Below are 24,771 nucleotides of genomic sequence, written 5' to 3'. Positions count from 1 at the left end.
GTAAAGATCGTGAAAAAACTAATTCTGTTAACGGTATTCCTGTGCCTTATCTCGGGATTACTTGGCGTTGAGCTTGTCTTCTGGACAGCGCCAAATCCTCTTCAAGAGAGTTTCTGGAAAGAAGTGGTTTCCGAGTGGAATCAGAACAACCCGGATATCCAGATAAAGTGGTCGACGATCCCGGCTGCCGGTAGCTCAGAGGAGGCTATACTCACATCAATCGCATCGGGAAGAATGCCTGACATCTGCACGAACATCTTCTCGGGTTTTGCAGCACAACTTATCGAAGCAGACATACTTGTTCCGCTAAACTCCTTCCCGGATTTCTGGGAGCTAATGGAGAAGAGGAAGATGACTTCAATAGTCGAAAGCTGGAAATTTGGAAACGACTATTACGTGCTCCCAATATACTCGAATCCGATTATGATGTGGTGGAGATCGGACATACTGAAAGAGCTGGGATATGATAGGCCGCCCAGAACATACTCGGAGATCTATGAAATCAGTGAGAAGTATTCCGTCCCTTACGAGAAGTATGGAACATTGGTCGTAATGGGCAGAAACTGGTACGACAGATGGTATGATTTCATAACCTATTACTATGCGGCAAGCGAGGGCTCCCCATATCTGGATGTTGAGAAAGCAAGAGCTCTCTTCAACAACGATACGGGGAAAGAAGTCGTCACATTCATAGATACCATGTTCAGAAACAACTGGACGGCGGTCGACCTCGGAAGCAACCCATTCTACTTCGGAGTAGTTCTTGGTGGTATATTCGGGCCTTGGGAGATCAATCAGGCGAGGAACCTCTTCCCTGATGTCTTTGACCACATTGCAATCGCTCCACCTCCAGTCCCGGACGACTATCCAGAAGACAAACCAATATACACGTTCGCAGATACTAAGGGACTGGTAATGTTTGCAACAACAAAGCATAAGGAAGCCGCATGGAAGTTCATCAAGTGGGTTTACTCAGATATTGAGAAAGATCGGAAATGGATGGAAGTTACCAACCTTCCTCCTGCAAGAGAGGATCTGCTATCTAACCCCATCTTTCAAGAATACATGGATGAGAACCCAAAGTTCGCCGCTTACGCTAGCCATGTTGCCTATGCTGTCCCGCCCGCATTAACCACCAAGACTGTTGAGGTTCAAGATATTCTCACGACATTTCTCATCGAACAAATAATGTATGGAAAATCCACTCCATTCGAAGCTTTGAGCGATGCGGCAACAAGAGTAAGAAGAGAACTCTTCTAAGAGAAGAGGTGATTTTGAGTGAGGAAGAGATTGAAAACCATCGACGCAATAAAGGGCTGGTCTCTGTCAGGAGGATACCTAGTATATACAGCGATTTTCTGGGGGTACCCGTTCGTATGGTTACTGATTCTGGCACTCTCGAAATGGAATTACTTCACACCCAGGAAGTTTATCTGGTTTGACAATTTCATTAAGCTCTTCCAGGATGAGCTATTCTGGAGGGTCTTCCTGAACACCTTCAATTTCATGCTTTACTTCATCCCAATGGTTCTCGGTCTCTCCTTACTCTTTGCTCTTGGCCTGAAGAAGGTGAAGATGTTCAGGACCTTCTTCATACTGGCATTTCTCGTTGCCAACGTCTCCTCCGGAGTCGCCTACTCGATCATATTCCAAAAGCTGTTTGCGATAAACGGTCCCTTAAACAGCATTACTAGGTCTATTTTCGGAATCACAATCCCCTGGTTTAGCAGTCCACAGCTGGCAACGCTATCTATCGCAATGATGGTAACCTGGAAATTCATTGGTTACTACGGTCTCATTCTTTTCTCAGGGCTTCAGGCAATACCGGAGAGTCTATATGAATCTGCTGAACTGGATGGAGCAGGAAAGATGACGAGATTTTTCAGGATCACTCTGCCCCTTATAAATCCGTCGATAGTTATGGTTCTGGTTCTCTCCCTTACTCTAACTTTTGGAATATTCACCGAGCCCTTCCTCATTACGGGAGGAGGTCCGATGAGAACCACATATACATTCCAGATGCTCATCTACACGACAGCATTCCAGAAAATCAATCCGGGATACGCATCGGCGTTGGCAATCATAGTGGCTCTTCTGAGTTACGGATGCGTGTTGCTCACCAGGAAGCTTGTTGAAAGAGAGGTGGAGATGGTATGAAGAAGATACCGATGATTATCCTTTATGTCATTCTCTTTGCCGCCTCCGTCGTATGGATCTACCCATATATATGGATGCTGCTATCGTCTTTCAAGCCAACTAATGAAATTTATGGCGGATTCCTGCCGAGCCAGTTCACCCTTGATAATTATAGATTCATTCTAGAAGCCGCCGACAAGATGGAGAGACCGTTTATTCAAGCTCTTGGCAATTCGATATTCATATCTGTAACCGTTACCTTTGGAGTACTAGTGACCTCGGCTCTCGTTGGCTTCGGACTATCAAGGCTAAGTTTCAAAGGAAGAAATGTGATATTCAATTTCATAATATTTCAGATGATATTCCCGGGATTTCTTTTTATTGTCCCTTTATATGTCCTCATAAGGAATCTCGGTCTAATTGACACCAGAACGGCCCTCATACTCCCTTCCCTCGTTTCCGCTTGGGGTGTCTTCATGTTTACACAGTCCTTCAGAGCCGTTCCAAACGAATACCTTGAAGCAGCTAGAATGGATGGAGCAAACGACCTCTGGATAATCACGAAGGTGTTGATCCCGCTAACTAGCTCGACCGTATCTATCGTTGGACTCTTCACATTCATCGGAATATGGGATAATTTCATGTGGCCTCTAATAGTTGTCAGCGATTATTCAAAGATGCCGCTTTCAGTACTTTTGGCAAGCTTCAATATGCAGTACGGAAGTTACCTGGGACCGGTTCTTGCAGGTTCTGTCCTTCAGACTATGCCCATGGTAGTCATATTTCTGGTGTTCAGAAAGTACTTCCTTCAAGGAATCTCTATGTCATTGAAATAAGGAGTGAGAGTTGTGATCAAACTGAAAAGACATCCGTTAAACCCTCTTATCTCTCCGATCCCGCAACATCACTGGGAATCTAAGTATGTTTTCAACTGTGCCGTTGTCAAACGAAAAAAAGTCTTTCACATGCTATACAGGGCCCAGGGAGAAGATATGGTTTCAAGAATGGGCTACGCCGTTTCACTCGACGGTGTTAGATTCAACAGACTTGAGAAGCCGGTCTTTACTCCCGGAAGTCAATGGGAGCTTTACGGCGTTGAGGACCCCAGGCTAACGGAGCTGGAGGGAAAAGTCTTCATGCAATACACGGCCTATTCTCCTCTTGGTGTACGAATTTCGATGGCTTCAACGACTGATTTTCTCCGCTGGGAGCGTCACGGAGTAATTATCCCGGATGTCGACAACAAAGATGCAGCGCTGTTTCCGGAGAAGGTGAACGGACGCTACATTATGTTCCACAGAATCGAACCGGACATGTATCTGGCGTATTCAGACGATCTCAATACCTGGACACGATTCACTTCTATAGCCGGTCCGAGACCCAGCATGTGGGACAATCTGAAGATTGGGGTAGGTGCTCCACCTATCAAAACTAAATACGGGTGGCTTGTACTGTATCACGGCGTGGAAGACACTCCTAGACCTACTTACAGACTGGGGTTCATGTTACTAGACTCAGAGAACCCTGAGAAGGTCATAAAGAGAAGCAATGAACCGATTCTTGAACCAGAAGAAGAGTGGGAAGTGTTTGGAGGCGTCCCAAATGTCGTTTTTTCCGATGCAATGGTGGAACACGAAGGACACTATTATGTTTATTATGGGGCGGCAGACAACCTTATCGCTCTGGCCACAATCGAGAAAGAGGTTGTGATCAACTGGATAAGGAGTTGATTATGTGAGAAGACTACTGCTTGTGGTATTGCTCTCTCTATGTTCATCGGTATTTTCCATTTCGATAGAGTTTGAATCGCTATATAACATTGAAAGAGCATCTGAGCTTCCTATAGTGATGCCTCAAGGTGTCGGGTGGGAGAGCAAGGCCGTATTCAATCCGGCAGCTATAGTTATTGACTCGACTGTCTATCTTCTCTACAGATCGGAAGACTGGGCCGGCACAGGTAGATGGAATGGCACATCAAGGATTGGCCTGGCGACATCGGCAGATGGCTTCGAGTTCTCAAGGCGGTCAGATCCTCTGATTTTGCCAACGGAATCATACGAGATCCCGGGAGGCTGCGAAGATCCTCGAATAGTGAAGATAGACGATACCTATATACTTACCTACACGGGTTATGATGGAGGGAAGGCGAGACTGTGCATAGCCGTCTCAAAGGACTTCGAAGAGTGGGAGAAATTGGGCCCGGTATTCAAAGACGATACCTGGTCAAAGTCAGGCGCAATCGTCCCTGCCAAGATTGATGGGAAGTACTTCATGTACTTTGGAGATTCCTCTATAAAACTCGCTTATTCCACCGACCTCAGAAATTGGACGGTATTTCCCCGTCCCGTATTGGAACCAAGACAGGGTTACTTCGACAGCAGACTGATAGAGCCGGGACCGACGCCCATTATAACAGAAGAGGGGATTCTTCTCATATACAACAGCGCCGACTTTTCCACGATCTACAGGCCAGGGGCTGCGCTATTTGATATAAGCAATCCCAGAAAACTTATAATGAGGACTGACAGGTTTCTCGCAGAACCTGAACTTATTTGGGAAAAACAAGGGCAGGTCCCAAACGTGATATTTATCGAAGGAGCCGTAGTTCATGAAGAAAAGCTGATTCTGTACTATGGTGCAGCAGACACCTACATTGGAGCGTTCGTTGTTGATCTTAGTAGCTGAGACTGTGAATCTTTGGTAATGAAGGCATCTACAATCTCTTGTTGTCCTTACCGGGGCTCCTTTTCTGGGCCCCTTTCTTCAGCGATTCAATCTCCCTCTTGCTTAGCCTTTTTATGTCACCTGGATTTGGAACAAGAGATATGCCAAGAGTGCCTATAGCAACTCTGACAAGAGTGGAAACCTGTTTGTTGAATACCCTGAGAATCTCCCTAATTTCTCGTTTGTGGCCTTCGTGAATCGTAATCGAATACTTCGACAGATCTTCATCACTTCTGACCAGTCTTATCTTTGCCGGAGCTGTTCTGAATCCATCGGCAAGTGTAACACCAGCCCTCACAGCTTCGATATCCTGATCGGTAAGTCTTCCCTTTATTCCCACGACGTAAGTCTTCTCTATCTCTGAAGAAGGATGAGAAACGAGATTAGCGAGATCACCATCATTCGTCATGATTATTAATCCGCAGCTGTCTTGGTCCAGTCTGCCTACGTGAAATACTCTCTCCTTAATCCTTTCACTTATCAGATCAGCCAACGTCTTTCTTCCACGATCATCGCTCATGGCGCTGAGATAACCAAGAGGTTTGTTAACCAAATATACGACTTTTTCTTCTATGGAAAAGCTTAGCTTACTTCCGTCAAGAAGAATTTCTGAAGACCCCGGAATTACATCAAGTCTCGGGTATGTCTCGATCCTGCCGTTCACCTTCACTCTCCCGTCCAGGATCGCTTGAGTCGACTTCCTTCTCGACATTCCCGTTATCTGTGAGATCATCTCGTGAAGCCTCAAAACTATCTTCCCCCCCGCCAATAGCCAACCCCTGAACAATCTCCGCGAGATCGTCAACCTGGAACAATTCGTAGAAGCGCGAACTGACTTTGTAGAGGTAAGGTCTGCCCGGCAGCTTCGATTTCCTCTTGCCCACAAGTCCCATCTTAGACAGCTCTAAAAGCTGGGCTTGAGAAGACCTTCCTCTTATTAGTTCAACATCATTTCTTGTTAGCGGTCCCTTCACAGCCACAGTCGCCAAAACTTCCATCTGAGTGTCGGTAATGCTCACCAGAGGTCTCACCGATATTTGACTTACATATGACTGAATCGATGCTTTGGTATAGAATCTGAGCCTGCCGTTAACGGACTTAATCATTACACCATGATCATGTCCTTGGTATTCTCCCTCTAGCTCTTCAAGCAGTAACATAACCTGATTCAGCTTCATACCGATAATCGACGCGATTCTTGACGGCTCAATGCCGCTTCTTGCAGAGAAGATCAGCGCTTCGATAATTGCCTTCTTTGTCAATTCCTCGTTCACTAAACCCTCCTTCTGAGAACGAGAGGCTCTACACTTTCAAGATAGTACCTGTTGAGCTTCAGGAGTTCAAGCACTGCAAGAAAGGAGACAATTACTTCCGATCTGCTTTCGAGATCCATAAGGAACTTGTACAGCTCAATTGTCTCATAGAGCTGTTCTATCTGAAGCATTCGGTCTTCAACGTTTATGCTCTCGGAAACGATTGTATATACTCTTTCTCTTAATACCGTCTCCTTTAGAATGGCTTTGAAAGCTTCCGTAAGTTCGTCCGGAAGATCCTCTTTCCTCTTCTGATCAACTACCGGTTTGGCTGTTGCCCTTTCATAGCTGTAAGCATCGTAGAGCTTTACCCGGAATTCTTTTGACAGGTCCTTTAAGGCCTTATACTCCTCTACGCTTTTGTAGAGTTCTTTCTGCTGATTTTCAAACACTTCGGCTTCATTATTGCTCATTCTGGGGAGCAGAGCCTTGGACTTCATCTCCATGAGAGTTGAAGCCATCACCAGGAAATCGGAAGTCACTACCATATCCAGAGATTTCATCTTGTTGACGTGTGCAATGAACTCGTCTGCTATGACTGTGATGGGGATCGAACGAATGTCTACCCGGTGTTTCCTGACTAAATACACGAGCAAGTCAAGCGGTCCTTCGAATTCAGGGAAACTGAAGACCAGTTCAAGCTGTTCCACCTTCACCACCCCAGCTTAGTTGCTTCAAGAACCCTCTTCATTGTCTCCTTAGCCACTTCTGCAGCTCTTCGATTTCCATCTTCGATTATCTCGGAAAGCTCCTCACAGTTTTCTTTCAGATAGGACAGCCTCTCCCAAACAGGGGAGAGTCTTTCAACCAGGTTCTGCTGAAGGAGTCTCTTACACTCCAAACAGCCGATTCCTGCAGTCTTGCATCCTTGAACGACCCAAGACTTCTCTTCATCGGAGGAAGTGAAAGCCTTATGATAATCCCATACAGGACATTTTTCCGGATCTCCCGGATCGGTTCTTCTCTTTCTCGCCGGATCCGTCATCATCGGAGCAATCATCTTCCAGAGCTCTTTCTCATCCGTATCGATCAGAATGTAGTTCCCGTAGCTCTTGGACATCTTTCTGCCATCAGTTCCCGGAAGCTTGGGCACTTTAGCAAGAATCGGTTCCGGCTCTGGGAACACTTCGCCAAACTGATTGTTGAACCTTCTTGCAATTTCCCTTGTAAGCTCAACATGATAAACCTGATCCTCACCAACCGGAACTCCTGTCGCCAGATACATGAGAATATCCGCTGCCTGAAGAACAGGGTATAGCAAAAACCCTCCACTTGAAAGGTCCTTGTTTGTGATCTGCTCCTTCTGATCCTTGAAAGTCGGCACCCTTTCCAATCTCGAAACAGACACGAGCATAGAGAAATACAGGAACAGCTCCGCGTGCTCCTTAATTGCAGACTGAACAAAGAGAACTGATTTCTCGGGATCTAGACCAACTGAGACGTATGTTCGGACGATGTCAAGACTCCAGTCATAGAAGTTAGAACTTTCATCAATATGGGAAGTGAGGCCATGCCAGTTAGCCACGAAGTAAAAGCATTCATTTCCCTGGTCCTGCAGCTCTTTCCATTTCTCAAGAGTTACGAAATGCCCTAGATGAAGTCTGCCGGTCGAGCGCATGCCACTGAGAACTCGCACTGAAATCCCTCCAAACCGAAAAGCCCGATATACAACTAATATCGATCGTCAACTGCGATCGCAAAGGTATCTACAATGTATTTTAGCACAGAATGATGTTATCATATTCTCAGGACCAATCTAATAATAATCGGGAGGTTACATATGAAATTCAATACCCTTCTCATCATACTCGTTGTTGTTATGGTTGGGATGACTGCAGTCAACATGTTTATGGCATTTAACAACAGACTTGATATTGACACTCTGTCATCCACCAGCAACTATTCATATGACTACGAAGGTCGAGCCACCTTGGATATTGAAACCGAGATCATCTTCAATAAACCAAATCAGATGACACAGTTTCTCGAGCAGTACGATAAACCTCAGCAAGAACAGTTCGCAGACTTCCAGGAGTCAATGACCCAGTTTGCAGAGAGCTTCAACCGGGCTATGTATGTAGAGGACTTTCAGTCGACCGCAACAGTTCTCGGTTCTAACAGAGTAAGAGTAATTGAGCATGCCGTTATTTCGGGCTTTGCTGCCGTTGAAGAAGGAGTAGTAAACACTGATATGGGAGATATGGAGTTCGATCTTACAGGGGAAGCCTATTCACTTACTATTTCAATTCCGCCAGGCGCAACGATTATCGAAGTCAATCCCACACCTACAGTTGTAGCAGACGGAAATGTATATATATGGGCAGACACTGGCAAGACGAAGTTTCCAAAGATTCAGTTTGCAAGAGGTGAGTGAAGTCAGTCAAGAAGCCAAGTCGTTCCTTTCTCTTCTAAAAGAATCTACCAATACCACAGTACTAACCGGTGCCGGCGTTTCTGTTGCCAGTGGTATTCCGGATTTTAGAAGTCCCGGGGGCCTATACAGCAAAGTCTCTCCAGAGATTTTCGAACTCAGTTCCTTTATGAAAGACCCTGCTGGTTACTACAAAGTAGCAAGAGAGAGAATACACACCATGGCTGACACAGTACCAAATGCCACCCACATACTTCTAGCGAGATTGCAAGAGATGGGATTGATTCAAACAATCATCACCCAGAATATCGACGGTCTCCTGCAAAAAGCTGGAGCAAGAGATGTCGTCGAGTTGCACGGAACAGTCTCCCTGTTTGATTGTCTTCAATGCAGCAGGAAGTTTGATAGGTCGGAGATGGAGCTCATTCTGGAAAGCGTTGATGTTCCGAAATGCAGCTGTGGAGGCCTGATAAAGCCAAGAATCGTCTTCTTCGGCGAGATGCTTCCCGAGAAGGCTATCAGAAGCTCTGAAGATGCTGCGCTTGCTGCAGACCTGTTTCTCGCATTAGGTTCTTCGCTCATGGTTTATCCCGCGGCTCAGTTTCCGGTAATTGCAAAATCGTCTGGCGCCAGAGTGGCAATCGTGAATAGAGATGAGACTGGTCTCGATTATCTGGCCGACCATATTTTTAGGGTCGAACTTGAAGGGTTTTCTAAAGAAGTCATCAGCCTATTGGAAGCAGAATCATGAATCGGTAGTTCCCTGATAAGTCCTTTCTGAACTCGCAAGAGTAACCTTCGATCTCCGAAAAGAGTTTGCGAAGACCGTCCGTCTCGTACTGAGAAATTTCCAGATATACCCTCTTTCCACGCGGGAGGCTCCTGAAAAACTCCCTGTAGAAGTCAAGTCCATCCCTACCGCCGTCAAGGGCAGTTAACGGTTCGTAGTTTTTTATGCTGACATCGAGCAAATCGATATCTGTTGTTCTTATATAAGGCGGGTTGGAAACCAAAACCTCGACAGAGTTCAGGTATTCTCCGAGTCCGTTGAGATTGTCTCCGTCAATGAATTTCACGTTAGATATCCCGTTATTTCTGGCATTCTGCTCCGCAAGAGCGATTGCCTCCGTTGAGATGTCGGTCGCGAATACAGTAGCTGAGGGAAGACTTCGCGCAAGAGCGCAGGCTATCGCTCCACTTCCCGTTCCGATATCGGCAAAGACTTCAGAGTCTTTTTCTTCCTCAATAACGATCTCAACCAACTCTTCAGTTTCGCTGCGGGGAATGAGCACACAAGGGGAAAGCTCTAGTCTAATTCCCAAAAAATCTTTGTAGCCAAGTACGTAGTCTATTGGCTCCCCTTTGGCAACTCTTTTCACTGCCGAAAAAAACTCAACGGTCAGAGAAGATTCGATTTCTCTTTGAGTATCAAGAAGCAGATCGACTTCAGTCAGCGATAGGATTTCCTTCGAAAGTAAGAACACAATAAAGCGGGAATTGTCGATTCCCGCTTCACTGAGCCTCTTTATTGATATCTCAATTAGCTCCCTTGATTTCACATTCCAAGAATCTTTCTGACGTCATCACTTGCCATCTCAGGCGTCCATGGTGGGTCAAAGGTAAGCTCAATCTTAACGTCCCCAATTCCCTCGATCTCGCTGACCTTTCTTCTTGCGTCTTCCGTCATCAGTCCGGCAAGGGGACACATCGGCGTCGTCAACGTCATCTTGATTCTCACATCTTTCCCATCCTGAATATTCACGCCGTAAACTAGTCCCAGAGAAACTATATCGAAGCCAATTTCGAGATCATAGACTTCTTCAAGAGCTTTCATTACATCTTCCTTTATGACACTCAATTCATTCTCCTCCATCTGCTTCATAGTATCTTTCTACTATGGCACTTTCTTTGAAAGGCTTAAATTCTTGTTCTTTCCAGACTCTCCATAACAAGTCCTTTTTCTCTTCGATCAGGTTCTTCTCGATCTCTTCCCTCACATCTTCAACACCCTGCGAACCTGCAGGAGAGTATGACTGAAGATAGATAACCGCGTATCTGTTGTCAAGAGTTACAACAGAAGAAAGCAATTCGCCGTCCGTTGGCTTGAAGAGGGACTTAACCAGTTCCGGATTGAGACTTTCAATTTCCTGCCTCGTGAAGCTTCTGGTAACAACTTCGGGAAAAGTGTCGAGAACGGAAGCTGGATTTGCATCTCTCGACGCGGCCTTCCATACAGAATAGGCTTCGGAGAATGAATCGAACAGGAGTACCTTCATGTTCGCTCTTTCTTCCTCCACAGCATACTTGGACGAATTGGCCATGTAATACTGCTCAATCTCCTCTTCTGTAACCGTAGCATTCATGGTGACTGCTTCATATAGAGCATTAAGAACCTCTCTGTATGCAAGATCCCGGACAACTTTCGCCTCATAGGAACTCAATCCGTCGATGTATCCCCTAAGTATGTAGAAGAGATCTGCATCGGACTTCTCGACCTCCAATTCTGCCAGCGTATCCATAATAGACTTATTCACAACGCTCTTCAATGCTTCTGAGTTGGCCTCTATCCCAGCTTCTCTCGCGTACTGAATAAGAAGAGTCTCTTCAATCAACGCCTCCAGAGAATTCCTTTCATATTCTTCAAGCAACTTCTGACCGGCTTCCGTATTCAGAAGCATCTCAGAAAACAGAGGATCTACTTCTTCGATTCTTTTTGATATTTCAGTGTAGTTAGGCAGAACTTTAGAAAGAAAAGCGTCCATGGTGATAATCTCGCCATTTACCCTGGCGGCTATCCCACTCCCGGATAAATCCTCCGTTTGCGCGAATGTTGCTACAGTGAGTAACATAATAATCAGGGCAGCGATCAGCAGCTTCTTCAATTTGTACCCTCCTTCGCTTTTTCCCACAGGTGATTAAGCTCATCTATGGTCATGCTTTCAATATCCAGACCGTATCTCTCAATATGACTCTCCATCTCGTGAAAACGGTTCACGAATTTCTCTGTCGATCTTCTCAAAGCTGATTCAGGATCAACCTCGAGAAATCTCGATAAATTAGCAATTGTAAAGAGAAGGTCACCGATTTCCTCTTCAATCTTCTTCTTATCTCTTTCCTTTATAGCACAGTCCAGCTCTTCAATCTCTTCATTCAGTTTGTCGCGCGGACCATTCATATCTTCCCAATCAAATCCAACAACCGATGCATTTTCCTGAACCCTGCGGGCCAAACTAAGTGCTGGCAGCGCTTTGTTGACCTTGCCTATTGAAGAAGCGGGAGACTCATTTCCTCCCTTTTCCTTCGCTTTGATCTCTTCCCATTGGCGATAGGAGTAGCCTTTCGAATCGGAAAAGACGTGGGGATGCCTTCTGATAAGCTTTTCAGTCAACATACTGACAATATCCGTTATAGAAAACGCCCCTCTTTCGGCAGCAATCTGAGCGTGGAAGACTATCTGAAGGAGAACGTCGCCAAGCTCTTCTACCAACTCATTGTCATTCCCTTCGTCTATAGCATCGAGAACCTCATAAGCCTCTTCTATCAGGTACGGTTTCAAGGACCTATGAGTCTGTTCTATATCCCATTCACAGCCTCCGGGAGATCTCAACTTCTTCATTGTTTCGATTAGTCTTACCCATTCGCTTTCCTCAAACTCGTCTCTCAATTCTTTGCCTCCATCTCAACCATGCCCGCTCTAAAAAGCCTTGCTCTGCCAACTCCCTCTTCATTTGACCAATGCGTTGCCAATTCCTTTGTGATCAGCTCTCTTATCGGCCTGAATGTCAATCTGTGCCACGTTGTTGGTCCGTATTTTCTCAGAGCCTGCAGATGTTTTTCTGTGCCATAACCCTTATGACTTCGATAGCCATATTCAGGATACAGAATGTCCAAAGAATCCATAATTCTATCTCTGAATACCTTTGCTACAATCGAGGCACTGGCTATCGATGCGCTCCTTCTATCTCCTCCGACTATGCACTCTCCCTTAACATCTAGATTAAGCGACTTTCCATCAACCAGAACGTAATTGGGCCTTTCGGATAAATTGTTCAGAGCCCTATTCATTGCAAGCCTTGTTGCAGCAAGAATGTTCAGCAAGTCAATCTCCTCAGGCGACGAGACCCCAATACCAACTATAGAAGCCTCCATCACTCTATCGTATAGATACTCTCTTTCTTTTCTGCATAGAGCCTTGGAATCATAGACACCGTCCACAGGTTCGAGCGTAATGACTGCGGCGGCTACAACCGGACCTGACAGAGGACCTCTTCCCGCTTCGTCAACTCCGGCAACTGTTATGTAATCCTCTCTATATGAGACATCGAACCTTGTCAAATCGGCGAGCTCTCTTTCAGCTGATTTCATACTGAGATTATACATCACCATTCGGCGGCCTTCAGTCACCGTTATTATGCAAGTATAACCGTGAATGAACGCCACCAACGCTAGAATCAGTCATAACCCTGGTTAAGATGATGATATAATCTCTTGAGTAGTAACGGTTTCTTTCAACCAATACAAAGGGTTTGGAGGTGTAGTGATGTCCGGAAATGAAATCGAAAAGGAAGATGCAGCAGTTCTGGAGAAAAACCTGAGAACGATTTCTACGAGGATTAGAAGGGAAGGAAGAAAGGTTCTGAGGGACTTCCCGATCACTCCGGCCCAGTTCGATGTCCTGCAGGTCCTTTTCTTCAATGGAGAAAAGAGGATGAGTGACATCAGTCGCTGGCTTGGAATAACCAAGAGCACAACAACAGGTCTTGTGAAAAGGCTTATTGATGCTGATTTGGTAGAACGAAGACGTTCCGACAAAGATAGGAGATCATTCATAATCGACATTTCCGATTCTGGAAGAACACTTATAGAGAACGTTATCGATAGAAGAGTAGAGTACCTGAAATCGGTAATGACTGAAATAAAGTCCGATCAGGTAAAGGCTCTCGAGGTAATCGTCAAGAATCTTATAGAGATAATGGACTCTAAGAAAGCAAACGAATAATCGTCTGGAGGTATTCATGAAGAGAAAGAGTATTATTATAACTGGACTAATTCTCGTTTCCCTTGCAGCAACAATCTTTGCAAGCACCGTGAGAATTAAAGGGGATACTGTTCTGGGGTCGCTCCGAAAAGATGTCTTTACTTTTATAGGTAACGTGTCGATAAATAAGGATGGAGACATTTACGTAGAGACTCCTCTTGCAACGGCCACGAAAGGCACAACTGACTGGGAAAGCTTTGTGACTGAAGGGGAGACATTCGTCAAGTTTCAGACCGGTGAGGCAACCGCCTCTTCCCTTGATTACAACCTTGATAAGTCAACCGGCATACTTGTCGGAAATGTTGAAGCGATGATCTACTCAAAGGAAGAAGATGGAAAAAACATAAACATTTATCGGACAGAGATTCTCAACTTCGATCAAAAGAGCGAATATTACGAGGGTTTCGCGAAGGAGACCGAAGAGGCAACTCCCGAACTTATCTTCATCGATTACAAGGGCGACCTCAACGTTGATACCCTTTACTTCGAATACTTTGGAGATACGGGACTCCTGAACCTTAAAGGAAGCGTTTTCGTAGATGACTTCAAGAATAGTAGGAAGATCTGGGCCAGTGAACTGATTTACGATACAAATGACGATTCATTCGAAGGAAAGAGTGTGGAGATAGAGCTTGTTTTCTAGCAGGAGGAAGAGACAATGATTGATGTAAGGTTGATTCGAGAGAATCCGGAGATTGTTAGAAAGGGCCTTGAACAGAGGTGTATGAGCTCCGAACTACTGGACGAAATTGTGAATCTTGAGTCAAGGAGACGAGAGGCTCTTCAAATTGTGGAGCAAAAGAAGGCCGAAAGAAACAGTATATCCTCAGAAATTGCCCGCGCCAAGGCCAGTAAAGACCAGAGTCTTGCTGCTTCTCTGATGGAAAGGGCAAAGGAGATTTCGTCTGAAGTCAAGGACCTGGACAACCGAACTTCTCAAATTGACGAAGAGCTTAGAGAGAAACTCCTGTATCTTCCGAACATCCCCTCAAGCACGACCCCTGTAGGAAAGGGCGAGGAAGACAATGTAGTTCTCAGATTCTGGGGTGAACCGAGAAAAGTTGATTTCGAAATCAAAGCTCACTGGGATTATGGTCCGGACACAGGACTGATTGACTTCGAAAGGGCTGCCAAGATTTCTGGAGCGAGATTCACTATTCTTAGGGGAGATCTCGCAAGGCTTGAGAGGTCAATTGCGAATTTCATGCTAGACCTCCACCACTCGAAGGGATACGAAGAAGTTGCCCTTCCTTTCATGGTGAAGAGGGAGACAATGCAGGCAACAGGTCAGCTTCCCAAGTTCGAAGACGAGGCTTACAGGATAGATCCCGATGATATGTTCATGATACCGACGGCCGAAGTGCCGCTGGTGGCACAACACATGGATGAAATAATAGATAGCGATCTTCCAAAGAAGTACACTGCCTACAGCGCCTGCTTCAGAAGAGAAGCCGGATCTTATGGAAAGGACGTAAGAGGAATGATAAGGGTCCATCAGTTTGACAAGGTGGAGCTCGTCTGGTTCACTCATCCCGACAAGTCCTATGATGCGCTGGAGAGTCTCACTGCCGATGCCGAGGACGTTTTGAAGAAGCTTGAACTCCCTTACAGAGTTGTATCTCTCTGCACCGGAGATATCGGATTTGCATCAGCCAAGACATACGATCTTGAAGTTTGGTTGCCTTCATACAATACATATAGAGAGATCTCTTCCTGTTCAAATGTTGAAGACTTCCAGCCGAGAAGGGCAAACATCAGATTCAGAGACGACGATAACAAACTGAGGTTCGTGCATTGCCTGAACGGTTCGGGACTTGCAGTTGGAAGAACTCTGGTTGCAATAGTGGAGAACTACCAGAGAGAGGACGGAAAAATCGTTGTTCCCAAAGTGCTCGTGCCGTATATGGGACAGGAGGTTATCGGTTAATTGCCGAATGCTTACTTTGTATTGGCAGAAGGTGACACGGTCACTCTTGACAGCGATGAAACGAAGCACCTTAAGGTGATGAGGGCTAATCCGGGAGACAAACTGATAGGTATCGACGGAAGGGGAACTATCTACAGATTCGTTCTTAAAGAGCTGGGAAAGTCGAGTAGTTCTGGAAAGATAGTCGAACGAGAATACATAGAACGAGATAAAAAAAGAGTAACTGTAGCCGTGGCATCAACGAAGTGGCCACGGCTTCGCATTCTTATTGAGAAAGCTACTGAACTCGGAGTCGATAGAATAGAAGTCTTCAACAGTGTGAGGTCAGTCTCGAGACTGGACGAAAGCAAGACCGCAAAGCTCCTGACCGTAGCCAAAGAGGCCGCAAAACAGAGTGTGAACCCTCGTGTTCCAGAAGTATCTGTTCTGAAGAGTTTCGCCTTGGAAGGATCGCGTAATCTGCTTCTTGACTTTGGAGGAAGAGCAATTAGGGAGATGCAAAGAGATCTTGCTGAGGAACGTAATCTAAGAGTGATTGTTGGACCTGAAGGAGGTTTTACTCAGAAGGAGATTGCGCAGTTGACCGATCGTTGCACTTCTATCTCTCTCGGTAGTAGAACGCTTAGAGTGGAGACAGGTGTTATTGTCATTCTAAGTATTATCAATTACTTTCTTGGCAGAATATAGGAGGAAGATGATGATCTTTTCACTGACATTGAATGCAGCGCTGGATAGATTTCTCTACACAGAAAGACTTACAGAAGACGATACCGTAAGGGTAGAGAGAGTGAAGGATTACCCCGCCGGAAAGGGAGTAGATGTGTCTCGAGTAGTAAACGAACTGGGTGGTCACTCTGTATCAATTGCCTTTCTTGGTGGACACACCGGAAAGATAGTAGAGGAAATGCTGGATGAAGAAGGTGTTGTTTATGCAACGGTAAGAAGTGATAAGGAGACGAGAACGAACATACTCATTGAAACGAAAAAAGGACAATACAGGTTGAGTCTTCCGGGACCTGTTATCTCCAACAGAGAAGTAGACAAGCTGTTCAAGACGGTCGATATTCTGCTTAGAAAGGATGACTATCTGCTATTATGCGGAAGTGTTCCAGAAGGAGTCAGCAACGATATTTACAGGCAGCTGTGTTCAAGAATGAGGGGTATTGGTGTCAACGTCTATATTGATTCCGATAAAGAACCTTTTTCTGAAGGAGTTAAGGCCGGTCCCAAAGGAATAAAGCCGAATACACACGAACTTCAGAGGTTGCTGAAACGAGACTTGAAAGGAGAGTCCGACCTCAGAAGGGCAGTTCAGGAAGTTTCTGAAAAGTACTCGATCGAGGAAGTTCTTCTTACTATGGGTGGAAAGGGAGCTCTTGCACTTCTGAGCGGCAGCCTCTATAGAATAAACGTTCCTGAAGTTCCTGTAAAGAGCGCAGTTGGCGCCGGCGACTCATTCCTTGCCGCCTACTGCATGTCCAGAGAGCTGGGAGAAACAGCAGAGGTTGCGTTGAAAATGGCTGGAGCTGCTAGTTCTGCGGCTGTTATGACTCCGGGTACTGAACTCTGCAAGTACAACGATGTTATTGAACTCCTTCCAAGAATCGAAGTAAAAAGGCTATGATGACTTTCAGCGCGTACCATCAACGTTTCTGCCTGCTTCTTGAAGGTTCCGTGTCTCCTTCATAATGAGAAGGGCGATCGATGTGATAAAGAAGATTTCTCGGTTTTCCTCAAAAGAAAGGGCAAGAAACCAAGTGTTATTGATGGTCTAGTAGAATCTTCTTTGAAAGGTTCCTCCTTGATTCGAAAAGCAAAACAATCGAAGAGACAGAAACAGAAGATATTCTGTATTCCAGCAGAGTCTTTGCGGAAGAGAGAAGCTTTCCGAAGAAACTTCTGAGGAGTATAGCGCTCTATTTCTGTTTTCTCTTGCAACCTTCACTCGTTGCACGTGCTTCCGAGCTTCGTGAGAAAGAAGTATCTTCGGACCGAAAAGGACTTGATAGTTTCCTGGGGCACGACAGACAGGTTATTGACAAACTCGCACAGGCAGGGATCATCCGAACTGACCAGATGATCGAAGCTGCATTTACTCCAGAACTTGGGGAAAGCCTATCTCAACGGACAGGCATCGAAATTCACAAGATAATAGAAAACTTGAAACTTTCAGATCTCTCGCGGTTGAAAGAGATGAAAGGCGTACGGGCAAGACTGTACTATGAGGCAGGTGTGGATACACTTGACAATCTTTCTTCTTGGGAATCGGAACAACTGAGGCTAATGCTGATTTATTTCGTTGAGAAGACTGGCTTTGAAGGAACTCCGCCTCTACCGAAGGAAGTTAGCAGCACTATCGAAGCTGCCAGAGCAATTGGAAGACTCGTCTTATACTGATTTTCCATTTCTTCATTGAACCATTTGACTCCACCAAGTTGATAACCAAGTCTCCAGGTTTCTATTTGGATCATGATAATTCCTATCAAAAAGCCACTCTCTTCGCTAATGTATAATCTTGCATACACGGAGGAGGTGAAGGGATGGTTAAGGATACCGTATTGAAGGAAGATTACGTCGATTGCGTCAATTCTGTTATAGATTACATTGAAGAGAGTCTGTCAGCTCAAGTTACTATCAGCGATCTCTGTGCAAAGACATTCTACTCGCCTGTTCATCTTCAGCGAATCTTCCTCCATACAGTTGGCGAAACCATCGGACAGTATCTCAAGGGTAGAAGGCTTAGCGAAGCGGCTGATAGGCTAGCAACAACTTCAATGCCAATACTCGAAATTGCTCTTCAGTTCGGATATGATTCCCAAGAATCCTTCACCAGAGCATTCAGAAGCAAGTATTTTATTACCCCGGGAAAGTATCGAAGACTCTAACTTCACTTCGCCGTTATCCAGAAGAAGAGACTTCACAGGAGAGACATTTTGAGTCTTGAGGGAGGGATAAGAATGGAACCGAAAATCGTTCACAAAGAAGCATTCAAGGTAGTAGGCCTCAAGTATTGGGGAAACGATCCGGCGAATAATTGTCCGAAGCTCTGGCGTGATTTCATGGAGAGATACTCAGAGATCGAGAATGTTATACCTTCACAGGAGCACTACGGAATAATGTGCACCAGGGAAGAGGATTTCGTTGACGGTAAGTTCGACTACATTGCTTCCGCAGAAGTTTCAAGCCTGGACAAGATACCGGTGGGAATGGTGGGGGCCGAGATACCCGAGGCAACTTACGCTGCCTTTACCCACAAGGGAAAGCTCGACTCACTACAGGATACTTAACGAGTACATATACGGCAAGTGTTTCAGAACTCCGAGTATGAACCTGTCGGACTGAATGAGTTTGAGCTATATGATGGGAGATTCACGGGAGAAGAAGACTCGGAGTTCGATATCTATATACCTTTCAAGAAGAAACAATAAACAAGAAAGAGGGGGACTGGAATACCAGTCCCCCTCTTCCTTAGACGTCAGATATTATGCTTCTTGAGGAATTCCTCGATTATGTCCTCCAAATCGGGCTTCCCAATTTCCTGAAGCTCGTAGCCTATCCTAACTGCCGGTTTCTTTATGTCGATGACTCTTCTCAAGTCTATCGGGGTTCCAATTATGACGAGATCAACGTCTGCCTTGTTAATGGTCTCCTCTAGCTCCTTCATCTGCTTTTCGCCATATCCCATGGCCGGAAGGATTTGATCCAAGTGATTGTACTTCTCGTAAGTCGCAACGAGTGATCCAACTGCATACGGTCTTGGATCGACTATCTCTCCAGCACCGAATTTCTTGGCCGCTACCCAGCCGGCCCCATATCTCATTCCACCATGGGTTAGAGTCGGTCCGTCCTCAACAACCAGTACTCTCTTGCCCTTTATTTCAGATGCCTTGCCCCCCTCTACGGTGATCGGAGAAGCACCATCGACAACGATTGCATCGGGGTTGTGTTTCGCAATATTCTGTCGGACGGTATCGATGTCCTCCGGAGAAGCGGTTTCTTCCTTGTTGATAACGATTACATCGGCCATCATCAGATTTGTAAAGCCGGGGTAATATGTAGTCTCGTGACCGGCTCTGTGAGGGTCGACTACAGTGATAAATAGATCTGTCTTGTAGAAGGAAAAGTCGTTGTTTCCGCCATCCCAGATAATTACGTCTACATCTTCTTTTTCTGCTTCTCTGAGGATCGCCTCGTAGTCAACGCCTGCGTAGATAACTGCTTTACGGTCTATGTGAGGCTCATATTCTTCTCTTTCTTCTATCGTGCATTCGTGTTTGTCGAGATCCGAATAATCGGCGAATCTTTGAACCTTCTGCTTCACAAGGTCTCCATATGGCATGGGATGTCTTATCGATACAACTTTCTTTCCCTTTGCCCTCAGAATGTCTAGGACCCTTCTCGTTGTCTGGCTCTTGCCACAACCTGTTCTAACTGCGCAGATAGAGATTACCGGTTTCGAGGATTTGACCATCGTCTTGCTCGGACCAAGAAGTACGAAGTCTGCTCCGTGAGCATTGGCTATTGCCGCCCTCTCCATAACATATTGATTCGGAAGGTCGCTGTATGCAAGCACTACCTGATCGATCTTGTGCTCGTCAATCAACTTTCCATAGTCATCTTCTGGCAATATCGGGATGCCGTTAGCATAGAGCCTGCCTGCGAGTTCCGCAGGATACTTCTTTCCATCGATACCGGGAATCTGCGTTGCCGTGAAGGCTACAACTTCGAATTCGTCATTATCCCGATAATAAGTATTGAAGTTGTGAAAATCGCGTCCTGCGGCGCCGAGAATCAAAACCCTTTTCTTTTCCAATTTCTACACCTCCGTTTTTATTTAAACTATCCATCAAAATTCTACATTCAAAAGAGTCAATGTACAAAAAAACTCAATTCTCCCACAAACCGATAGAGCTTAATAAATCGCTCCAACTGATCTTATACGCAAGTATGCGTAAGTATGCGCCAGTTTATCCGCCGTTGGCAGCATTGATTATGAGAACTCTTGACTTGGCCGGAATCAACTCTCCCTGCCTTACCAGACGGCCATTCACCATAACCAGAACTGAGACTCTCCCGAGTCGAGTCTCCTCTAAAAGTTCTCCATATGTCAAATCTCTGTCGAAATCCCACTTCCTGTCTCCGTATACCACTTCCAAGAAAGTCACCTCTTCGCTTTAGAACAGATCGGGCAGTCTTCCCTGCGCTCAACCGATATTTCCTCGAATCGGTTTCTCTTCAGATCGAAAGAGAAGACTTCACCTTCATAAGGTCTTTTGTTGAGGTAGCTTATCACGATTGCTGCTTCAAGCAATCCGCCGAAGTAGCTGGCAAACGGCAGTATTCCTTTGGGAGCAGCGGTATCCTTTCTATTGTCGCCCATGAAACACCTGTAGCATGGCGATTCTCTATCCCTAAACATAGCATAGCCGCTGAAGCCTTCGACTCCAGAATCGACGAAAGGGACTCCATTTCGATAGCACGAGTCGTTTATCAGATACCTGGCATCATAGTTGTCAACACAGCTGACAACAATATCCGGTCTTTCAGATCTAATTAGCTCCGGATCAAACTGCTTCCGATAAACTTTTGCGCTTACTCCACTGTAATACTGTGAAATCTTTCGCTCAATAACACTTGCTTTTGAAAGACCTATATCTCCATAATCGTACAAAATTTGTCGGTGCAAATTGTTAAGCTTCACTTCACCGGGCTCAACAATGCAAACATCATCAACCCCGCTATCAAGCAAGGTCTTTATTAGGGGACACCCTAATCCACCTGCTCCAATAACCATCACTCTGCCCTTTCTAATTAACCTGTCAAGACTTACTGGGAGTTCTTTTACGGGGGCTGCGCTCGACGCGTCACTCATCAACTGGAAGAATACATTTGCGGCGATCACCGGAGCGTATATTAACGGTAGAGTGTGAGGAAAAGCAACAATCTTCTTCCCTTCATCTTCTTCAATGCTTATCTCGTCCCCGTCAATGAATTCTATTGTAGCTTTCTGTCTGTAGATCAACGGAGAGTAGAAGGGAAGGATTTTCTGCCTGGGAAAGTCTCCAGTAATCCCGGATAGGCCGCTCCTTATCAACAATTCAGCTATTCGTTCTTCGATCTCACTTGATAGTCCACCGAATGTCTCCCCGGCAAGTCGAAGAAGCAAAGGCTTAGTCACTCCTTCTACAAGTAACTGACGCTCATACCATTTGAAAAGAAAACCTCTCTCTATGTCCATAAGCATCCCTCCAAAGAACTCCGGCTAGCTTTAAGTATAACAAATAAACCTTAATGTCCAGATTGAGAGTCATAATCTTCAAGGGGGTGAAAGTATGAGATACAGAGTAAGGAGTTGTCTCTTCCCAACAAGATACTCGGATAACTGGGAGACGGTTGAAAAACTCCAGCTGCACGAATCGCTTTCTGAAGGTAAATTCAAGCCCTCATCGTCATCAAGGCCTTCCGAGCCAGCCTCCTTAGATCCCGATTACTGGCAGAAAGTTGAGCAACATCTTGAAGAAACCTACTTTGGAAACTCTTTCAGGAGTATTCCCAAGAGCATCCTCGAGGAGTTCATCACAACTGTCTTCAGCTTACCTGACAGATACGTTTACATAGAAAGAAGCAATCACATGTCGGGGATGTAACCCTTGAATTGAGCCCTGTAGAGTCTCGCGTAGTGCCCACCCTTCTCGAGAAGCTCGTCATGAGAGCCTCTCTCAATTATTCCGTCACTTGTTATGACAACTATCTCGTCTGCATTCTTTATCGTTGAAAGCCTGTGAGCAATTACCAGTGTGGTACGGCCTTTTGATAAGGCTTCCAGAGACTCTTGTATCTTGAGTTCCGTTTCATTGTCAAGAGCAGAGGTAGCCTCATCCAGTATCAGAAGCGGAGGATTCTTGAGAAATACCCTGGCAATTGAAATTCTCTGTTTCTGACCACCTGAAAGCATTACGCCTCTTTCGCCGACATACGAATCGTACCCATTTTCCAGGCTCAGAATGAAGTCATGGATATTTGCTCTCTTAGCCGCTTCAACTATCTCTTCGTCTGTAGCGTCGCCCTTGCCATACGCGATATTGTCACGAATGCTTCCTGCAAAAAGGAAAACATCCTGCTGAACTATCCCTATATGGCTTCTTAAGGAATGCAGAGTCACATTTCGTATATCTATTCCGTCTATAGTGATCTTTCCGCTATTGACATCATAGAACCTCGGTATCAGATGACATAACGTTGTCTTCCCTCCCCCAGAAGGGCCGACAAGAGCCACCATTTCTCCTGCTGGAATATGAAGGCTGATATCCTTCAGAACGTTTTCTCCGCCGTCGTATGCGAAAGATACCCCCTCTACTCTTACATCTCCCCTGACATCTGTCAGTTCAATAGCGTCAGGAGAATCGGTGATACTGGATTTTGTCTCCATTATCTCTACAAACCTTTCAAATCCAGACATACCGTCTTCATATTGCTGAGCGAACTGCATAAGTCTTCTTATAGGCTGCAAGAAGAGGTCCACATATAGAAAATAGGCGACAAAGGCGCCAATCGTTATCTCGCCTGAGTAAGTCAAATAACCTCCAAGAGCGAGCACGGTGACCTTGAGCATGTTCATCATCAGGTCGATACCGGTTGTCATCTCAGCCATTGATTTGAATGCAAACTGTCTCGACTCTTTGAACTCCTGATTCCCAAGATCGAACTTGTTCTTTTCGAATTCCTCGTTGGTGAACGATTGTGCAACCCTTATTCCCGAAATACTGTTTTCCAGTTGAGCATTCACATTGGCAATCTTTTTCCTCACGAGTCTGAATGCCCTTGCCATCTTCTGCCTCTTCTTGATTCCGTACCAAATCATGAAAGGTATGTAAGCAAAGACCACAAGAGTGAGCCTCCAGTCATTTTGCATGAGAATGACGAAAGCTCCGACCAGAGTGACGACCGAAATGAAAAGATCTTCAGGCCCGTGATGAGCGAGTTCAGTTATCTCTCTTAGGTCATTGACGATTCGCGACATTATCTTTCCTGTTCTTACCTTGTCAAAATAACTAAAAGAAAGAGTCTGGAGATGGGAGAAGATATCCTTTCTCATGTTGTATTCCATTCTTACTCCCACAACATGACCCCAGTAGTTGACAATGTAGTTGAAGACGGCCCTCAATATGAACAGCATCGCCATAATCACTGAGATGATCACTATACCTCTCATATTCCCTGATGGTATATAGTTGTCAAGCGCTAATGTGGTGAATCTGGGAAACACCAGATCTATTCCTGCGATCATAAAAGCACAGGCCATGTCAAGTATGAAAAGCCTCAAATGTGGCCGATAATAGGCTATGAACTTTCGAATCATTGTAGGCCTCCTATGTAGTAAGGTAAGCGTCTCAATTCTACATTAGAAAGATCTAGATAACAAGGTTGAAAGGAATCTTCTGAATAGTTGAACTTGAATGGCCCTTTTAGATAGTTCTTCTGAACTCTCTTGGCAAGACTAGATCGCTACCTTTGCTGTTAGAATGAGAAGGAGAGTTAAGAAAAACAGGAGGGAAATCTTGTGCCAAGAGTAGCTGTTTTTATCCAAGAGCCGGTATGGTAGCTCGGAAAAGTATGCGACGTGGATTGCAGAAGAACTGGAGGCAGATCTGTTCGCTGCAGATAGTTTCGATGCCAAGAAGTTTCATAGTTACGAATGTGTTGTCTTCGGCGGCTCTCTCTATGCGAGCGAGCTTATTGGTATAAATGTGATAAATGAGAACTTCGAAACCCTAAGAAATTAAGAAGGTAGTTCTCTTCTCGGTAGGAGCATCACCGGCAAGACCAGAAGTACTAGAAGAGATTAAGCTCAAGAACTTAACTCCTGAAATGATATGCCATGCAGAATTTCATTACCTAAGGGGGGCTTTGACTTCAATAAACTGAATATCAAAGACAAAATCCTCATGTCTCTCTTGAGATTAAAGCTTAAGATGAAGAAGAGGCACGGACAAGAATTATCCGACGATGAAAAAGGCATGCTTGCTGCGTATGAAACGGCCGTCGATTTCACAAAAAGAAAGGCGATCGAACCAATTGTCGAGAGTGTTCGAGAATATCTGGCAGAAAGCACTTGAGACTAAGCGGTTTGCCGCATAAGATCAGCTCACCGTGAATCTGTTGGATGAATCAGTAAATGAATTGGCTAAGATTTGCTTCAGAAATCAACAATGGAGGGGTATTTGTGTCGAGTTTCTTTCGATCCCATCAGCCTGGAATTTCC

31 protein-coding genes are annotated in these 24,771 nt (G+C 45.3%); 18 read left to right on the top strand and 13 right to left on the bottom strand.

Features of this window, described 5'->3' with window-relative positions:
- Positions 1 to 9: 9 nt before the first annotated feature.
- From V512_RS06485 to V512_RS06465, 5 genes are read left to right on the top strand one after another with little or no spacing between them, the layout of a single operon-like run.
- Positions 10 to 1,260, top strand: a complete 1,251-nt coding sequence (locus V512_RS06485) for an extracellular solute-binding protein (RefSeq protein WP_099829638.1) — start codon at positions 10 to 12, stop codon at positions 1,258 to 1,260.
- Positions 1,261 to 1,278: 18 nt separating this feature from the next.
- On the top strand, positions 1,279 to 2,157 hold the full coding sequence (locus V512_RS06480; RefSeq protein ID WP_099829637.1) for a sugar ABC transporter permease: 879 nt from the start codon (positions 1,279 to 1,281) through the stop codon (positions 2,155 to 2,157).
- Positions 2,154 to 2,972 carry a carbohydrate ABC transporter permease gene (locus tag V512_RS06475; protein ID WP_099829636.1) on the top strand — a complete coding sequence of 273 codons (819 nt, stop codon included), beginning with the start codon at positions 2,154 to 2,156 and terminating at the stop codon, positions 2,970 to 2,972. Before V512_RS06480 ends, V512_RS06475 begins: the two co-directional genes overlap by 4 nt.
- A 12-nt stretch (positions 2,973 to 2,984) precedes the next feature.
- Positions 2,985 to 3,866 carry a glycosidase gene (locus V512_RS06470; RefSeq protein WP_099829635.1) on the top strand — a complete coding sequence of 294 codons (882 nt, stop codon included), beginning with the start codon at positions 2,985 to 2,987 and terminating at the stop codon, positions 3,864 to 3,866.
- A gap of 4 nt (positions 3,867 to 3,870) precedes the next feature.
- Positions 3,871 to 4,821: a glycoside hydrolase family 130 protein gene (locus V512_RS06465; RefSeq protein ID WP_099829634.1), complete on the top strand. Its 951-nt coding sequence runs from the start codon at positions 3,871 to 3,873 to the stop codon at positions 4,819 to 4,821.
- Between the two features lie 28 nt (positions 4,822 to 4,849).
- On the opposite strand, the gene V512_RS06460 is transcribed toward V512_RS06465, so the two are convergent.
- From V512_RS06460 to trpS, 4 genes are read right to left on the bottom strand one after another with little or no spacing between them, the layout of a single operon-like run.
- Positions 4,850 to 5,524, bottom strand: a complete 675-nt coding sequence (locus tag V512_RS06460) for a pseudouridine synthase (protein ID WP_099829633.1) — start codon at positions 5,522 to 5,524, stop codon at positions 4,850 to 4,852.
- Positions 5,490 to 6,134: an SMC-Scp complex subunit ScpB gene (scpB, locus tag V512_RS06455; protein ID WP_099829632.1), complete on the bottom strand. Its 645-nt coding sequence runs from the start codon at positions 6,132 to 6,134 to the stop codon at positions 5,490 to 5,492. Before scpB ends, V512_RS06460 begins: the two co-directional genes overlap by 35 nt.
- Positions 6,134 to 6,823 (bottom strand): segregation/condensation protein A, encoded by a 690-nt coding sequence (locus V512_RS06450; RefSeq protein WP_099829631.1) that lies wholly within the window; start codon positions 6,821 to 6,823, stop codon positions 6,134 to 6,136. The genes scpB and V512_RS06450 overlap by 1 nt, the downstream gene beginning before the upstream one ends.
- Positions 6,824 to 6,825: 2 nt before the next feature.
- The gene (gene trpS / locus V512_RS06445) at positions 6,826 to 7,809 is read right to left on the bottom strand and encodes a tryptophan--tRNA ligase (protein ID WP_099829630.1); all 984 of its coding nucleotides are present in this window, start codon (positions 7,807 to 7,809) and stop codon (positions 6,826 to 6,828) included.
- A gap of 144 nt (positions 7,810 to 7,953) precedes the next feature.
- On the opposite strand from trpS, the gene V512_RS06440 reads away from it, so the two are divergent.
- Positions 7,954 to 8,547, top strand: a complete 594-nt coding sequence (locus tag V512_RS06440; RefSeq protein ID WP_099829629.1) for a DUF4897 domain-containing protein — start codon at positions 7,954 to 7,956, stop codon at positions 8,545 to 8,547.
- Positions 8,540 to 9,295, top strand: coding sequence for an NAD-dependent protein deacylase (locus V512_RS06435; protein ID WP_099829648.1), 756 nt, complete (start codon positions 8,540 to 8,542; stop codon positions 9,293 to 9,295). Before V512_RS06440 ends, V512_RS06435 begins: the two co-directional genes overlap by 8 nt.
- Here the strand turns inward: V512_RS06435 and prmC are convergent.
- From prmC to V512_RS06410, 5 genes are read right to left on the bottom strand one after another with little or no spacing between them, the layout of a single operon-like run.
- Positions 9,270 to 10,103 (bottom strand): peptide chain release factor N(5)-glutamine methyltransferase, encoded by an 834-nt coding sequence (prmC, locus tag V512_RS06430; protein ID WP_099829628.1) that lies wholly within the window; start codon positions 10,101 to 10,103, stop codon positions 9,270 to 9,272. The genes V512_RS06435 and prmC overlap by 26 nt on opposite strands.
- Positions 10,100 to 10,402 carry a metal-sulfur cluster assembly factor gene (locus tag V512_RS06425; RefSeq protein WP_099829627.1) on the bottom strand — a complete coding sequence of 101 codons (303 nt, stop codon included), beginning with the start codon at positions 10,400 to 10,402 and terminating at the stop codon, positions 10,100 to 10,102. The genes prmC and V512_RS06425 overlap by 4 nt, the downstream gene beginning before the upstream one ends.
- A 1-nt stretch (position 10,403) precedes the next feature.
- The gene (locus V512_RS06420; protein ID WP_243392287.1) at positions 10,404 to 11,426 is read right to left on the bottom strand and encodes a SurA N-terminal domain-containing protein; all 1,023 of its coding nucleotides are present in this window, start codon (positions 11,424 to 11,426) and stop codon (positions 10,404 to 10,406) included.
- A complete protein-coding gene (gene mazG, locus V512_RS06415) occupies positions 11,423 to 12,208 on the bottom strand; it encodes a nucleoside triphosphate pyrophosphohydrolase (protein WP_099829626.1) in 786 nt (261 codons plus the stop codon). The genes V512_RS06420 and mazG overlap by 4 nt, the downstream gene beginning before the upstream one ends.
- Positions 12,205 to 12,909 (bottom strand): ribonuclease HII, encoded by a 705-nt coding sequence (locus V512_RS06410; protein WP_243392286.1) that lies wholly within the window; start codon positions 12,907 to 12,909, stop codon positions 12,205 to 12,207. The genes mazG and V512_RS06410 overlap by 4 nt, the downstream gene beginning before the upstream one ends.
- 175 nt (positions 12,910 to 13,084) lie before the next feature.
- On the opposite strand from V512_RS06410, the gene V512_RS06405 reads away from it, so the two are divergent.
- The 8 genes from V512_RS06405 to V512_RS06365 all read left to right on the top strand — a co-directional run bounded on the left by V512_RS06405 (position 13,085) and on the right by V512_RS06365 (position 18,796).
- Positions 13,085 to 13,543, top strand: a complete 459-nt coding sequence (locus V512_RS06405) for a MarR family transcriptional regulator (protein WP_099829624.1) — start codon at positions 13,085 to 13,087, stop codon at positions 13,541 to 13,543.
- A 16-nt stretch (positions 13,544 to 13,559) separates the two neighbouring features.
- Positions 13,560 to 14,225, top strand: a complete 666-nt coding sequence (locus V512_RS06400) for an LptA/OstA family protein (RefSeq protein WP_099829623.1) — start codon at positions 13,560 to 13,562, stop codon at positions 14,223 to 14,225.
- Between the two features lie 15 nt (positions 14,226 to 14,240).
- Positions 14,241 to 15,509 (top strand): serine--tRNA ligase, encoded by a 1,269-nt coding sequence (serS, locus tag V512_RS06395; protein WP_099829622.1) that lies wholly within the window; start codon positions 14,241 to 14,243, stop codon positions 15,507 to 15,509.
- Positions 15,510 to 16,196, top strand: coding sequence for an RsmE family RNA methyltransferase (locus V512_RS06390; protein WP_099829621.1), 687 nt, complete (start codon positions 15,510 to 15,512; stop codon positions 16,194 to 16,196).
- A gap of 10 nt (positions 16,197 to 16,206) precedes the next feature.
- Complete coding sequence (locus tag V512_RS06385) at positions 16,207 to 17,133, top strand: 1-phosphofructokinase family hexose kinase (RefSeq protein ID WP_099829620.1); 927 nt, start codon at positions 16,207 to 16,209, stop codon at positions 17,131 to 17,133.
- Between the two features lie 308 nt (positions 17,134 to 17,441).
- The gene (locus tag V512_RS06375) at positions 17,442 to 17,906 is read left to right on the top strand and encodes a DUF4332 domain-containing protein (RefSeq protein WP_099829618.1); all 465 of its coding nucleotides are present in this window, start codon (positions 17,442 to 17,444) and stop codon (positions 17,904 to 17,906) included.
- 143 nt (positions 17,907 to 18,049) lie between these two features.
- The gene (locus V512_RS06370) at positions 18,050 to 18,394 is read left to right on the top strand and encodes an AraC family transcriptional regulator (protein WP_099829617.1); all 345 of its coding nucleotides are present in this window, start codon (positions 18,050 to 18,052) and stop codon (positions 18,392 to 18,394) included.
- A gap of 72 nt (positions 18,395 to 18,466) precedes the next feature.
- The gene (locus tag V512_RS06365; RefSeq protein ID WP_099829616.1) at positions 18,467 to 18,796 is read left to right on the top strand and encodes an effector binding domain-containing protein; all 330 of its coding nucleotides are present in this window, start codon (positions 18,467 to 18,469) and stop codon (positions 18,794 to 18,796) included.
- Between the two features lie 188 nt (positions 18,797 to 18,984).
- On the opposite strand, the gene V512_RS06360 is transcribed toward V512_RS06365, so the two are convergent.
- The 3 genes from V512_RS06360 to V512_RS06350 form a co-directional block, all read right to left on the bottom strand.
- On the bottom strand, positions 18,985 to 20,322 hold the full coding sequence (locus V512_RS06360) for a cyclic 2,3-diphosphoglycerate synthase (RefSeq protein WP_099829615.1): 1,338 nt from the start codon (positions 20,320 to 20,322) through the stop codon (positions 18,985 to 18,987).
- Positions 20,323 to 20,476: 154 nt separating this feature from the next.
- Positions 20,477 to 20,659, bottom strand: coding sequence for a hypothetical protein (locus V512_RS06355; RefSeq protein WP_243392290.1), 183 nt, complete (start codon positions 20,657 to 20,659; stop codon positions 20,477 to 20,479).
- A gap of 11 nt (positions 20,660 to 20,670) precedes the next feature.
- Entirely contained in the window at positions 20,671 to 21,747 is a 1,077-nt protein-coding gene (locus V512_RS06350) for a ThiF family adenylyltransferase (protein WP_099829613.1), read from the bottom strand.
- Positions 21,748 to 21,841: 94 nt separating this feature from the next.
- Here V512_RS06350 and V512_RS06345 point away from each other — a divergent pair, with 94 nt between their 5' ends.
- On the top strand, positions 21,842 to 22,156 hold the full coding sequence (locus V512_RS06345) for a hypothetical protein (RefSeq protein ID WP_099829612.1): 315 nt from the start codon (positions 21,842 to 21,844) through the stop codon (positions 22,154 to 22,156).
- Here V512_RS06345 and V512_RS06340 read toward each other — a convergent pair.
- Entirely contained in the window at positions 22,138 to 23,868 is a 1,731-nt protein-coding gene (locus tag V512_RS06340; RefSeq protein ID WP_099829611.1) for an ABC transporter ATP-binding protein, read from the bottom strand. The two genes, V512_RS06345 and V512_RS06340, sit on opposite strands and share 19 nt — an antisense overlap.
- A 214-nt stretch (positions 23,869 to 24,082) precedes the next feature.
- Here V512_RS06340 and V512_RS14970 point away from each other — a divergent pair, with 214 nt between their 5' ends.
- Positions 24,083 to 24,292, top strand: a complete 210-nt coding sequence (locus tag V512_RS14970; protein WP_258001912.1) for a flavodoxin domain-containing protein — start codon at positions 24,083 to 24,085, stop codon at positions 24,290 to 24,292.
- Between the two features lie 189 nt (positions 24,293 to 24,481).
- Positions 24,482 to 24,625 carry a hypothetical protein gene (locus V512_RS14965; RefSeq protein ID WP_243392284.1) on the top strand — a complete coding sequence of 48 codons (144 nt, stop codon included), beginning with the start codon at positions 24,482 to 24,484 and terminating at the stop codon, positions 24,623 to 24,625.
- Positions 24,626 to 24,771 lie beyond the last annotated feature (146 nt).

Source organism: Mesotoga sp. Brook.08.105.5.1, from assembly GCF_002752635.1.
Lineage (GTDB): Bacteria > Thermotogota > Thermotogae > Petrotogales > Kosmotogaceae > Mesotoga.
This window is presented reverse-complemented; position numbering and strand designations above follow the sequence as displayed.

What these genes read in the sequence shown, in the direction of transcription:
- V512_RS06340 (WP_099829611.1), bottom strand. Translation starts at nt 23,868, where the DNA reads ATGATTCGAAAGTTCATAGCCTATTATCGGCCACATTTGAGGCTTTTC.
- V512_RS14965 (WP_243392284.1), top strand. Translation starts at nt 24,482, where the DNA reads ATGAAGAAGAGGCACGGACAAGAATTATCCGACGATGAAAAAGGCATG.
- V512_RS06385 (WP_099829620.1), top strand. Translation starts at nt 16,207, where the DNA reads ATGATCTTTTCACTGACATTGAATGCAGCGCTGGATAGATTTCTCTAC.
- V512_RS06405 (WP_099829624.1), top strand. Translation starts at nt 13,085, where the DNA reads ATGTCCGGAAATGAAATCGAAAAGGAAGATGCAGCAGTTCTGGAGAAA.
- serS (WP_099829622.1), top strand. Translation starts at nt 14,241, where the DNA reads ATGATTGATGTAAGGTTGATTCGAGAGAATCCGGAGATTGTTAGAAAG.
- V512_RS06370 (WP_099829617.1), top strand. Translation starts at nt 18,050, where the DNA reads ATGGTTAAGGATACCGTATTGAAGGAAGATTACGTCGATTGCGTCAAT.
- V512_RS06345 (WP_099829612.1), top strand. Translation starts at nt 21,842, where the DNA reads ATGAGATACAGAGTAAGGAGTTGTCTCTTCCCAACAAGATACTCGGAT.
- V512_RS06400 (WP_099829623.1), top strand. Translation starts at nt 13,560, where the DNA reads ATGAAGAGAAAGAGTATTATTATAACTGGACTAATTCTCGTTTCCCTT.
- V512_RS06440 (WP_099829629.1), top strand. Translation starts at nt 7,954, where the DNA reads ATGAAATTCAATACCCTTCTCATCATACTCGTTGTTGTTATGGTTGGG.
- V512_RS06365 (WP_099829616.1), top strand. Translation starts at nt 18,467, where the DNA reads ATGGAACCGAAAATCGTTCACAAAGAAGCATTCAAGGTAGTAGGCCTC.
- V512_RS06350 (WP_099829613.1), bottom strand. Translation starts at nt 21,747, where the DNA reads ATGGACATAGAGAGAGGTTTTCTTTTCAAATGGTATGAGCGTCAGTTA.
- V512_RS06410 (WP_243392286.1), bottom strand. Translation starts at nt 12,909, where the DNA reads ATGAAATCAGCTGAAAGAGAGCTCGCCGATTTGACAAGGTTCGATGTC.
- V512_RS06475 (WP_099829636.1), top strand. Translation starts at nt 2,154, where the DNA reads ATGAAGAAGATACCGATGATTATCCTTTATGTCATTCTCTTTGCCGCC.